General features: G+C 48.5%; 10 protein-coding genes, 8 tRNA genes and 1 rRNA gene. 1 reads left to right on the forward strand and 18 read right to left on the reverse strand.

The annotated features are described in order from the left end of the window. Nucleotides 1-128 precede the first annotated feature (128 nt). From yajC to ACAN55_RS24010, 8 genes are all read right to left on the reverse strand, one after another. On the reverse strand, nucleotides 129-434 hold the full coding sequence (gene yajC, locus ACAN55_RS23975) for a preprotein translocase subunit YajC (RefSeq protein WP_379139089.1): 306 nt from the start codon (nucleotides 432-434) through the stop codon (nucleotides 129-131). A 45-nt stretch (nucleotides 435-479) separates the two neighbouring features. Next, nucleotides 480-1,616 (reverse strand): tRNA guanosine(34) transglycosylase Tgt, encoded by a 1,137-nt coding sequence (gene tgt / locus ACAN55_RS23980; protein WP_379139091.1) that lies wholly within the window; start codon nucleotides 1,614-1,616, stop codon nucleotides 480-482. Between the two features lie 21 nt (nucleotides 1,617-1,637). Next, entirely contained in the window at nucleotides 1,638-2,666 is a 1,029-nt protein-coding gene (queA, locus tag ACAN55_RS23985) for a tRNA preQ1(34) S-adenosylmethionine ribosyltransferase-isomerase QueA (protein ID WP_379139093.1), read from the reverse strand. Between the two features lie 9 nt (nucleotides 2,667-2,675). Further along, nucleotides 2,676-4,778, reverse strand: a complete 2,103-nt coding sequence (locus ACAN55_RS23990) for a SpoIID/LytB domain-containing protein (protein ID WP_379139095.1) — start codon at nucleotides 4,776-4,778, stop codon at nucleotides 2,676-2,678. 34 nt (nucleotides 4,779-4,812) lie between these two features. Beyond that, complete coding sequence (gene ruvB / locus ACAN55_RS23995; RefSeq protein ID WP_379139097.1) at nucleotides 4,813-5,820, reverse strand: Holliday junction branch migration DNA helicase RuvB; 1,008 nt, start codon at nucleotides 5,818-5,820, stop codon at nucleotides 4,813-4,815. 34 nt (nucleotides 5,821-5,854) lie between these two features. After that, nucleotides 5,855-6,472, reverse strand: coding sequence for a Holliday junction branch migration protein RuvA (gene ruvA, locus ACAN55_RS24000; RefSeq protein ID WP_379139099.1), 618 nt, complete (start codon nucleotides 6,470-6,472; stop codon nucleotides 5,855-5,857). Beyond that, nucleotides 6,469-6,972 (reverse strand): crossover junction endodeoxyribonuclease RuvC, encoded by a 504-nt coding sequence (gene ruvC / locus ACAN55_RS24005; protein WP_379139101.1) that lies wholly within the window; start codon nucleotides 6,970-6,972, stop codon nucleotides 6,469-6,471. Before ruvC ends, ruvA begins: the two co-directional genes overlap by 4 nt. 223 nt (nucleotides 6,973-7,195) lie before the next feature. After that, a complete protein-coding gene (locus ACAN55_RS24010; RefSeq protein ID WP_379139103.1) occupies nucleotides 7,196-7,894 on the reverse strand; it encodes a BofC C-terminal domain-containing protein in 699 nt (232 codons plus the stop codon). Between the two features lie 219 nt (nucleotides 7,895-8,113). Here ACAN55_RS24010 and fabV point away from each other — a divergent pair, with 219 nt between their 5' ends. Beyond that, nucleotides 8,114-9,304, forward strand: coding sequence for an enoyl-ACP reductase FabV (gene fabV / locus ACAN55_RS24015; protein WP_379139105.1), 1,191 nt, complete (start codon nucleotides 8,114-8,116; stop codon nucleotides 9,302-9,304). A 138-nt stretch (nucleotides 9,305-9,442) separates the two neighbouring features. Here fabV and ACAN55_RS24020 read toward each other — a convergent pair whose 3' ends face one another. The 10 genes from ACAN55_RS24020 to rrf all read right to left on the reverse strand — a co-directional run. After that, nucleotides 9,443-9,664, reverse strand: a complete 222-nt coding sequence (locus ACAN55_RS24020; RefSeq protein ID WP_379139107.1) for a hypothetical protein — start codon at nucleotides 9,662-9,664, stop codon at nucleotides 9,443-9,445. Nucleotides 9,665-9,837: 173 nt separating this feature from the next. After that, nucleotides 9,838-9,919: transfer RNA gene (locus ACAN55_RS24025), tRNA-Leu, on the reverse strand. A gap of 41 nt (nucleotides 9,920-9,960) precedes the next feature. Next, nucleotides 9,961-10,037, reverse strand: a tRNA-Arg gene (locus ACAN55_RS24030). A 6-nt stretch (nucleotides 10,038-10,043) separates the two neighbouring features. Then, nucleotides 10,044-10,118, reverse strand: a tRNA-Gly gene (locus ACAN55_RS24035). Nucleotides 10,119-10,152: 34 nt separating this feature from the next. Then, nucleotides 10,153-10,230 (reverse strand) — tRNA-Asp (locus ACAN55_RS24040). A gap of 4 nt (nucleotides 10,231-10,234) precedes the next feature. Beyond that, nucleotides 10,235-10,311, reverse strand: a tRNA-Met gene (locus tag ACAN55_RS24045). Nucleotides 10,312-10,338: 27 nt separating this feature from the next. Continuing rightward, a tRNA-Val gene (locus tag ACAN55_RS24050) sits at nucleotides 10,339-10,414 on the reverse strand. Between the two features lie 52 nt (nucleotides 10,415-10,466). After that, a tRNA-Val gene (locus ACAN55_RS24055) sits at nucleotides 10,467-10,542 on the reverse strand. Between the two features lie 79 nt (nucleotides 10,543-10,621). Further along, nucleotides 10,622-10,693: transfer RNA gene (locus tag ACAN55_RS24060), tRNA-Glu, on the reverse strand. Nucleotides 10,694-11,239: 546 nt separating this feature from the next. Next, a 5S ribosomal RNA gene (gene rrf, locus ACAN55_RS24265) occupies nucleotides 11,240-11,315 on the reverse strand; the annotation flags it as partial.

The following is an 11,315-nucleotide window of genomic DNA, read 5'->3' on the forward strand; positions in this document are numbered from 1 at the left end:
TAAACTTCTTTTGTTCCATAAAATGCTCCCCATACAGTAACAGGCTTTTATTATTTCACCTGTCTACTATATGGGGAGCATATCAATCGCTGCAGGAACACCCTTTTTTGTAATCATTTATTCATTGCCTACTCTTTTTTATCAGCTTCCGTAGTAACGGCATGACTGATCGAACCGCGGTCAAACGTGAGTTTCGTAACATCGTTCGCGCGTAGCACTACGATATCATCGGAAATCTCCATGATTGTGCCGTGCAAGCCTCCGATGGTTACAACTTTATCACCCTTCTTCAGGGCTCTAAGCATACCGTTGCGGGCTTTAGTTTTCTTCTGCTGCGGACGAATCAGCAGGAAATAAAACACAACAAACATAAGTACAAATGGACCAACAAGCGTTATGATACTGCTTCCGGATTGAGTTGCTGCATATAACATGATTTCCCCCCTTTCAAAATCTGCATCACTACTACATTTTACTGCCTAGAAACCTTTTAGATTATCATATAATCCGTATTTTGCAAAAAACTCATCGCGAAAATCAAGCAGCCGATCTTCTCTGATGGCTTCACGCACATTACGCATTAATTCCAACAGGAAGTGTAAGTTGTGGTATGTCGTCAATCTTAAGCCGAAGGTCTCGTCGGCCTTGATTAAATGGCGCAAATATGCGCGGGAATAATTCCGGCAGGTATAGCAGTTACACTCCGGATCTAGCGGCCCGAAATCACGGGCATACTGAGCGTTGCGTACAACGAGTCTTCCCTGACTGGTCATCGTCGTTCCATTTCGGGCAATACGGGTAGGCAGTACACAGTCGAACATGTCCACTCCCCGGATTGATCCTTCTAACAGCGCATCAGGTGAACCGACGCCCATTAAATAGCGCGGCTTATTCTGCGGCAGCAGAGGAACCGTATAATCCAGCACTTCATACATTAGCTGCTTAGACTCTCCGACGCTGAGTCCTCCAATAGCATACCCCGGGAAATCCATGGAAGTCAAATCAGCTGCGCTCTGGCGGCGCAAGTCTTCATGCATGCCACCCTGAACGATCGCGAACAGTCCCTGATCATTGGGACGGGCATGACTTTTAAGGCAGCGTTCTGCCCAACGGGTAGTCCGTTCAAGCGATTTCTTAACGTATTCATATTCAGCCGGATATGGTGGACATTCGTCGAAGGCCATCATAATATCCGAGCCCAGCGCATTCTGCACTTCCATCGCGACTTCGGGAGACAAGAACTTCTTGTCACCGTTCAGATGGGAACGGAAATGAACGCCTTCTTCAGTAATTTTGCGCATATCACTCAAAGAGAACACCTGAAAGCCGCCGCTGTCGGTCAAGATCGGACGGTCCCAGTTCATGAACTTATGCAGTCCTCCGGCTTCGCCGACAATTTCGTGCCCTGGACGCAGGAACAAGTGGTACGTGTTGCTTAAAATGATCTGGGCGTCCATTTCTTTCAGTTCTTCAGGACTCATGGTCTTTACTGTAGCCTGTGTACCCACCGGCATGAACGTTGGTGTTTCGATAATTCCGTGAGGCGTGTGAACTCGTCCGAGCCGCGCTCCGGATTGCTTACATGTTTTGATGTGCTCATAAGTTATTGCTGCCATAGGTTTATACCTTCCTCTTACTTAATAAATGAACATTGCATCGCCAAAGCTGAAGAATCGGTATTTCTCAGCGATAGCTTCTTGATAGGCATTCATAATGTGATCACGGCCGGCTAATGCACTGACAAGCATGACCAACGTCGATTTCGGCAAATGAAAATTGGTAATCAGGGCATTTACAACTTTAAATGTATACCCCGGGTAAATGAAAATGTCTGTCCAACCGCTGCATTCTTTAAGCGGTCCGCCGTCACACAATTGTCCGGCTGTCTCCAGTGTCCGGCAGGAGGTTGTTCCGACGGCGATAATCCGGCCGCCTTTTTCTCTCGCGGCATTCAGCATATCTGCCGTTTGCTTGGATAAAGAGAAATATTCTGCGTGCATGACATGCTCTTCAACACGTTCAACCGACATCGGACGGAATGTACCCAGTCCAACATGAAGCGTGATGTATGCAATGTTGACCCCTTTAGCTGAGATCTGCTCCAAGAGCTCTTCGGTAAAATGCAGTCCGGCCGTGGGTGCTGCTGCCGATCCTTCATTCCGCGCATATACAGTCTGATACCGTTCACGGTCATCAAGAGTTTCCTTAATATATGGAGGCAGTGGCATAGTTCCCAGTCTATCCAGAATTTCCTGAAAAATCCCTTCATACATGAAGCGGAGCGTCCGGCCGCCCATGTCCTCTTCTTCCTCAATAACTGCCCGAAGTTCATCTCCAAATACAATGACAGCACCTGGCTTCAGCTTCTTGCCTGGCTTCACGAGCGCCTCCCAGCGATCTTCACCCAGGTTCTTCAGGAGCAGAACCTCCGCTTTGGCACCAGTTTCTTCTTTTATTCCAAACAAACGCGCAGGAATGACTCTCGTATCATTCAGTACGAGAGTATCTCCTGCCTGCAATGCATCAATAATATCAGTGAAATGCCGGTGTGCCGTTTCACCGGTGCGCCGGTCAACGGTCAGAAGCCTCGAGGCGCTGCGCTCAACAAGTGGTGTCTGTGCAATCAGTTCCTCAGGCAATTCGAAATCATACATATCTACATTCATGGTTTATCTTCATTCCTTAACTATAGTAACGTTGCGGTAATACTGTTGCAATATTTGTTTATAATCATAACCGTTGTCCGCAAGCCCTTTTACACCCCATTGGGACAAGCCCAGCCCATGACCATAACCAAAGCCGATAAACATAAAACCCGGGTTGCTGCTGATCACTCTGGCGGTAGATTTCCCACCCATAATCACCGTTCTGCTGCCGCCGGCATTAACCATACCCGAAGCGGAGAGTACACCTGCCGTTTGCGAGCCGGTTACTGTAGTTGTCGCACCGTTAGCGCCTAATACAGTATAACTGCCGGATGGGACAATATCAAACAAAGTGCTAGGTAATCCGCCAAAAGCCGAGCGGAACAAATCCGGATATTTCATCTTCAGTATTTCACCATTCGCCTTAATCTGAACTGGTCTGCCCGAGGGTCCCCGCTGGGTGACCTGAAGACTGATGATGGAAGAAGGCAGTGTACTACTGGTAACTCCCTGGAGACTTTTCAATAGATCCGCTGATGTATAGGGTCCTTTGATCCAGCTGTAACTGCCGGACTCAAGTACCTTATCCAGCACGACAGCATTTTCTCCGGGATTAAGCTTGCCGATCGGGTTCACATCACTCTGAATAACCGGAAGTGAACGAATATTTACATTCTGGGTTGCAGCCGTAAGCAGATCAAGACCGCCTGCCGTTTTGGCACCCGTCAGCTTCACATTATCTTCCCGAGCATATCCGATGGTTCCGTTAGGCAACATCACATTGTACCAATACTTGGAGGTAGCTGCTGCCGCGATATCAGTAGGGCTAGCAGTACTCGCAAATATCGGGTTTGGATTACCCCATACCTCCGAAGGATCAGCTGTATAACCACCGCTGTTGGAGGAGAATACCGCTTCCACAATTTTACCGCCACTCATCAGCACTTCCCCGGAAGTCGCATCCACCGCCTTCGTGATGACCGGGGCTTCTGCACCAATGCCGTTATACACCTGGCTTAGTGTCGTATCGACAACGTTGGCCACATCAAACCGGTTGCCTTGGGACAGGGCATAACTCCGGGCAGCGACTGCCTGAGCTTTGAGCGCTTCTGCCGGCCATCCGGAAGAGACCTCTCCGCCGACAACCGCATATAAATACTGCTCCAGCAGCACTTCATTAATAACCGCAAGAGAACCATTCAATCCGCTTAGCTCCAAATCGCCACGGTAAGTTCGTTTCGACCGTTCTGTGATTTGAATACCTGAGGTATTTCCGGCAGCAAGAAACTTTGTAGAACTGCCAGTAATGAGGTAATGGGGAGCCTGGGTTTCAGTTGTCAGATCGAGCCCGGCATCCGTCCGGAGGATAATCCCCCCTGAAGGTGCAGTGCTTACCGCAAGTGTAGTCTGGGGCAGTACTGTTGCCGCCGATGCCTGTAATGCAGCTAGATCACTGTCGTTCGAAGCCTCTCCGATCCACACTTCATATTTCGGTGCAGCTTCAGAAGGAAGAACAACCGTCCAGGCATCTAGTCCCAAAACTGAAATATTACTTCGTGCTGCCTCTGCTTCCTCGCGGGTCAGATATTGACCTGCCGTAAGATGTTTGGATCCTTTAACAGCGGGACTTTGTCCCGCAGGAAAGATAACACCCGACTTACTTATACGGGCTGCCGCATCCTTCGCAGCGCTCTCACTGGCGTACATACCTGTATACAGCTGATATACATTCCCTGTACTTCTTGATGCCATAAACAGTAAAGGTTTATCTGAAGTTGCCTGAAGCTTCTTCGCTGCATCCGCGGCTTCCTTCCAGACGGAAGTTTCCAGCACTTTTACCCGGAAGCTGTCATAGCTGACACGTACAACCGTTTTGGCGGGTACAGTAACGAGCGGAATAGCAGAGCTGCTGCGTGAGATAATGCTGAAGTCCTGAGCCGACTGCAAAGAAACTGCCGGTACGGTAGATTTATATTTGCTTCCGATATCTGCGAATAATGCAACACGAATCTTGGCGCTCGCATCCGCATGAACCGGTGTGGCAGACACGAACAAGCTTCCGGCAAGCAAAGCTGCCGAAAGCAGGCCTAGTCCTAAACGCATCCCTTTTCTAATCCGTTTTGTAGAATCCATCCTTCATCCCCCTAGGATAAATGTAGTTAAGTACTCATGGCTGCTGCGGAGGAAGTGGAATACCCAGGTGATGATATGCCGCCGGGGTCGCGACTCTTCCCCGGGGCGTCCTTTGCAGGAATCCAATCTGCAATAAATAGGGCTCGTACACATCCTCAATAGTCTGACTTTCTTCACTAATGGTAGCGGCAATCGTATCCAGCCCTACAGGGCCGCCGCGGAAATTTGTAATCATGGAGTGCAGCATTTTGTGGTCGATGCTATCCAGTCCACGCGGGTCCACCTGTAGCCGCTTGAGTGCTTCCCCAGCCAAGTCCGGTGTAATGATCCCATCGCCGCGCACCTGAGCGAAATCACGGACCCGCTTCAGGAGCCTATTGGCAATCCGCGGAGTCCCCCTGGAACGAAGGGCCACCTCATCAGCGGCATCACCCAGAATTTCAACACCTAACAAATCGGCATTGCGAGACACAATGAAACTTAATTCCTCGGTTGAGTAATATTCCAGCCGGCTGACCACGCCGAATCGGTCGCGGAGCGGGGCCGACAATAGCCCAGCCCGGGTAGTCGCCCCGATCAAAGTGAACGGCGGAAGATCCAGTCTTACGGAACGGGCACTCGGCCCCTTACCGATCATAATATCCAGTGCGAAATCCTCCATCGCCGGATACATTACCTCTTCTACCGTACGGTGGAGGCGGTGAATCTCGTCAATGAACAGTACATCGCCTTCCTGCAGATTAGTCAGAAGCGCCGCAAGGTCACCAGCCCGCTCAATGGCTGGGCCTGATGTAGTGCGAAGATTTACCCCTAACTCGTTAGCGATAATATTCGCGAGTGTGGTTTTACCAAGTCCCGGAGGCCCATAAAGCAGTACATGATCAAGTGCTTCATTTCTCATTTTCGCTGCTTCAATATAGATCTTCAGGTTGTCCTTGACCTGGGTCTGTCCGATATATTCTCCCAGATAACGCGGGCGCAAACTTAGCTCTGCTGCCGCCTCATCCATCATTAAATTCGCGGATATGATCCGGTCATCCATCTTTCATCACTCCCATTCTAAGCAAGTCCGCAGCTTATTTGGCTACGTACAGAAGCTTCAGCGCTTTTTTCATCAGCACATCTACGCTTCCCGACTCGTCTCCTTCTTTCTTCAGGGTCAGCCATACCCTATCCAGCTCGCTTTCCGTATAACCCAGCGCCTTCAACCCATCCTTGGCTTCATCCCACGGCAGAGCGCCGAACTCCGCTTCCACATTGACTGCGAACAGACCCGTTTGTATAGGAACGCTTCCCAGACCCTCCAGCTTATCTTTAAGGTCAAGAATCATCCGCTGCGCGGTCTTCTTGCCAATCCCTGGAAGCTTAGTCAGGAAAGTGATATTCTCCTGGTATATCGCAGAGATTAGCTGGTCTGGTGTCCCACCGGTTAGAATCCCGAGCGCTACACGCGGGCCTATGCCAGATACTTCAATTAGTTTGCGAAACAGCTTCTGCTCTTCCCGTGTCGGAAACCCAAACAGCAGAGTGGCATCCTCGCGGGTCTGGTAATGAATATAGATGGTAACCGGTCCATCTGCTTTGGCAAAAGCATACGGATTTGGGCAGAACACGCGGTATCCAACTCCTTGCACATCCATTACCACATATTCCGTTTCCAAATGAACAACTGGTCCTCTTAAGAAATCTATCATTTGCGCAATACCTCATTTAATTTGGAATTTAGACTGGTGGAATGTGCGTGACACACGGCAACCGCGAGCGCATCGGCCACATCGTCTGGCTTAGGGATAGCGGATAACTTCAATAACAGCTTGACCATCTCCTGCACCTGCTTCTTCTCCGCCTTGCCGTAACCGACAACCGCCTGTTTCACCATCATAGGTGTATATTCAGCAACCGGGAGCCCTTGCTGCACGGCAGCCAGTATGAGCACCCCACGAGCCTGTGCGACAGGAAGTGCTGTTGTCACGTTGCGGCTAAAGAACAACTTCTCTACTGCGACCGCATCAGGTTTATATTTATCTATCAGCTGTACCATGCCCTCGTAGACATGCAACAGCCGTTCTTCTTCCGGAGTATGGGCTTCTGTCTGAATGCAGCCGTACTGCACCGGGGTCAGCTTATTGCCCACCTTGTCTACAAATCCAAAACCAACAATGGCGAGTCCCGGGTCGATGCCTAAAATACGCAAGTTCAATCTCTCCTCTATCACCAGACGGATACTCCCGCCTAATTCAACCTTTTAAATCTATAAAGCGAACATATGTATTCCTTCTACCCATTATAGCAAAAATAGTGCCCACCGGAGAAAAAAGTTTGCCCCATTTAAAGAAAAGAGGACTTCAGTCCCTAGTTTTAGCAAACAAAAAAAGGCCCCACGATACATTCATATCGGGAACCCCGCGTAATATGTTTTATTCTTTACTCTGCATTACCTCTTCAGCCGTGTCCCGAGCATAGTCACTGAACGTTGACAGCACGCTATCGTACTCTTCAATATCCTGAATTCTAATGCCGCTGCGCAGCTGCTTCCAAATATGTTCCGGAACAGACGACTTCATGGACCCCATATCCATCTGAAAAAAAGTCTTAAGCACTTCCTCCTTCTCCGGAGGTCCTTTAAAAAGTGTCAAATTCCCCTGTTCATCCACGCCAATATACGCTTCCTTTTTCACAGCAGGCGAGAGATCCTCGACCTTATTCTCCAGCCAGAGATCACCCTCAGCGCTAATATAGCCAGACCAGGCAGGCCGCTCAGCCAGTAGAACCTCCATTTGCGCAGGATTCCTGATACCTGATAATGTCCGGACTTCTTCTCCGCTGACATAGCTGATTTTGAGATGAACGGTTCTGTTAATTCCACTCTGCCTGATAGTTTGCAGAAGCTCTTCACGCTGCAGCGCTAGTGCCGGATTTTCGTTCTCCGCTATTCCTTCTTTCCATACCGCTCTTACGGGTTCATCCATCCGCAGTATCGAATGCGTCAGCAGTCCGCTAAGCTCCCCGGGAACACGCATCCCTCCAAAGGCTAACAGAGTCAAAGCAACGCAAGCCGCACTTACCCACAGCGCTCTTTTCCAACGTCTCCATCGCCGCCACAGCTTTTTTCTCAAGCGAAAAGCACTCACGTTAATCCCCTTCTTTTGCTTTTTTCCTATTGTGGCCTTTAGCAGAAGCATTTATGCGCATATTTTACCAACTTCAGCACATTTGCCGAATCTGTTGCCCTATCCACTTCATTGAGCTCCATTCACTTCAATAAGGGTTTCGTGTATAATTTGGCTTATGTATGCAGGACCATGTAAATCTAATGTTAAAGGGGATTCGAATAAATGATTATCCAGCCAAAAACCAGAGGCTTTATCTGTACAACCTCCCATCCGGAAGGGTGTGCGAAACAGGTAGAGAAACAAATTGAATATGTACAATCCCAGAAAAAAATCACTGGACCCGCAAATGTACTTGTTATCGGTTCTTCCACCGGCTATGGCTTGGCATCACGCATTACCGCCGCTTTTGGCGCAGGTGCCAATACAATCGGCGTATTCTTCGATAAACCCGCAGAGGGCGCACGTACCGCATCTGCAGGCTGGTACAACACAGCCGGTTTTGAAGCAGCCGTACAGAATCAAGGACTTAAATCGTTCAATATCGTTGGAGATGCCTTCTCGGATGCAATCAAGACTAAAACTTTTGAGCTGATTAAGGCAGAACTCGGGCAAGTAGATCTTGTGATCTACAGCGTGGCTTCCCCGCGCCGGACTCATCCAGTTACAGGAGAAACCTTCAATTCCGTAATCAAGCCGATCGGTGAAGCTTATACGAATAAAACCCTGAACTTCCACAGCGGAGAAGTATCCATGACCAGCATTGAACCTGCCACCGAGGAAGAAGTATCTCAGACTATTGCAGTCATGGGCGGTGAGGACTGGAAAATGTGGATCGACGGCATGCTGGAAGCTGGTGTACTGGCAGACGGTGCTACTACTGTAGCCTACTCTTATATCGGACCTGAGGTCACCCATGCGATTTACCGTGAAGGAACCATCGGACGGGCGAAGAATGACCTTGAACGCACAGCCATTGAACTGAACGGACTTCTCGGACAAACAGGCGGACGGGCCTATGTATCCGTGAATAAAGCGCTGGTTACCCAGTCTAGCTCTGCAATACCTGTGGTACCACTCTATATTTCCGCTCTATACCGGGTAATGAAGGAGAAAGAGTTGCATGAGAACTGTATCGAGCAGATTTACCGCCTCTTCTCCGAACGCCTATATGGCGAAGGTGAAACTGCTGTTGATGAAAAAGGACTCATCCGTATCGATGACTGGGAGATGCGTGAGGATGTCCAAACCGAGGTTATGAAGCGTTGGAATGAACTGAGCAGCGAGAATGTTAACGACTTGGCGGATCTGGAAGGATATCGCGAAGATTTCTATCATCTCTTTGGCTTTCAGTCAGAAGGCGTTGACTACGAAGCCGATACCAACCCGGCTGTTGAAATGCCCAATTTGAAGTAGAGCGCTTTAGTTTAAAAAGAGGTGCCCAGGCTGCTGTGAAAATAACAGCCTGGAGCACCTCTTTCTTTTATGAATTCATCGATTTCTTTAGAAGTCGATAAACCTAACAGCCGAAAGCGATATTGTAACTCTTTACAATCAGTTTAAACCTCTCATATAGTTTACCGTTAATGTATCAAAATACTTAATATCACCTGATGCCTGTGATAATAATAGAATACCTTGCACAAAGGCGATGAAGATCTTCGATTCCTCCACGGTATTTATTGAAGAAACGAAGGCTCCCTCTATTCCTCGTGTAAGTACATCTTCAAGCCATTTCTCGTTTGAACGAAAAAAGAGGTTTAGTTCAGTAGCCATCATCGAACACAAACATAATTTAGCGTTGTCCTCCAGCGTCTCTCGGTACAAGTTAAAAAAACATTGCTGTAGGTATGAGTAATGTTCAGATGTTTCTTCAGCACAGGCTATGAATGGAGATATAAAAAAGCTCATTAGATATGTCATCTAATGAGCTATCAGTTGATTAAGTATGGTACCGGCGAGAGGACTCGAACCTCCACGGTTTCCCTCTCGATTTTGAGTCGAGCGCGTCTGCCATTCCGCCACGCCGGCAAAAAAGATTAGTCAAATGTTATATCTTCAAGAAGTTAAAATGGCGCGCCCTGAGAGATTCGAACTCCCGACCTTTTGATTCGTAGTCAAACGCTCTATCCAGCTGAGCTAAGGGCGCAAAATATGGAGCGGACGACGGGAATCGAACCCGCGACCCTCGCCTTGGCAAGGCGATGCTCTACCGCTGAGCCACGTCCGCATACGGTATGTATTACTTAAACTTATTAAAATAATGGCGGAACCGACGGGATTCGAACCCGCGATCTCCTGCGTGACAGGCAGGCATGTTAGGCCAACTACACCACGGTTCCAAATTGGTTGCGGGGGCAGGATTTGAACCTGCGGCCTTCGGGTTATGAGCCCGACGAGCTACCGGGCTGCTCCACCCCGCGTCAGTAAAATACATCTATAAACTTATATGGTGGAGGCTGAGGGGTTCGAACCCCCGACCCTCTGCTTGTAAGGCAGATGCTCTCCCAGCTGAGCTAAGCCTCCNGCTACCGGGCTGCTCCACCCCGCGTCAGTAAAAACATATTCAGAAATTTCCTGGTGGAGGCTGAGGGGTTCGAACCCCCGACCCTCTGCTTGTAAGGCAGATGCTCTCCCAGCTGAGCTAAGCCTCCGTAAAAGAAGCAACCTAATGATCTTAGCATAGATTACTAATTAAAGCAAATGCTAATTCTTGAACAGAAGATTACAATATGACCCGTAGGGGATTCGAACCCCTGTTACCTCCGTGAAAGGGAGGTGTCTTAACCCCTTGACCAACGGGCCGTAATAGAAACAATTCTTTCGACAACAAAGAATATTATATCACATGTAGTATAATATAGCAATAGTTAATTTATATATTATTATTTCAAAGATCCATACATCCTTTTAGTATTAAACCAACGCCCATGCAATAGCTTCTATCAACTCTTAGATCGTCAGATTGTCGGATAAAGTTATCTCTCGGACATTTCACTATTAGCTGTCGTTCCATCTATTAATCTGTTGAGCAGCCCTGGAGCCTCTCTCTCCCCTCACGAGGCATAGTCATGGTAAAGTTACCTGGTATTCTTTAGCGACATTCCAGCATAGAGTAGTTGAACTTACGCAAAGCGGACTGCATTCTCCAAATCAAACCCGTAAAACTCAGTCAAGCGTCGATGTAGTTCGTAGGCAGTTTGTGTTCTGCGGAACAATGGCCACATTAGTCCAGCTAGTCACTAACTTCACTCTAGATGCTACTTAAGTTACTTAGGCTACTTAGAAATCATGACACAAGGATGGGAACAACAAAAAAACACTGCTGATTAGTTCAGCAGTGTTCTTCGTGCTTGGCGGCGTCCTACTCTCCCAGGACCCTTCGGTCCAAGTACCATCGGCGCTGGAGGTCTTAACGGTCGTGTTC

It is taken from the genome of Paenibacillus oryziterrae (assembly GCF_042610485.1).
Taxonomy (GTDB): Bacteria; Bacillota; Bacilli; order Paenibacillales; family Paenibacillaceae; genus Paenibacillus_AQ.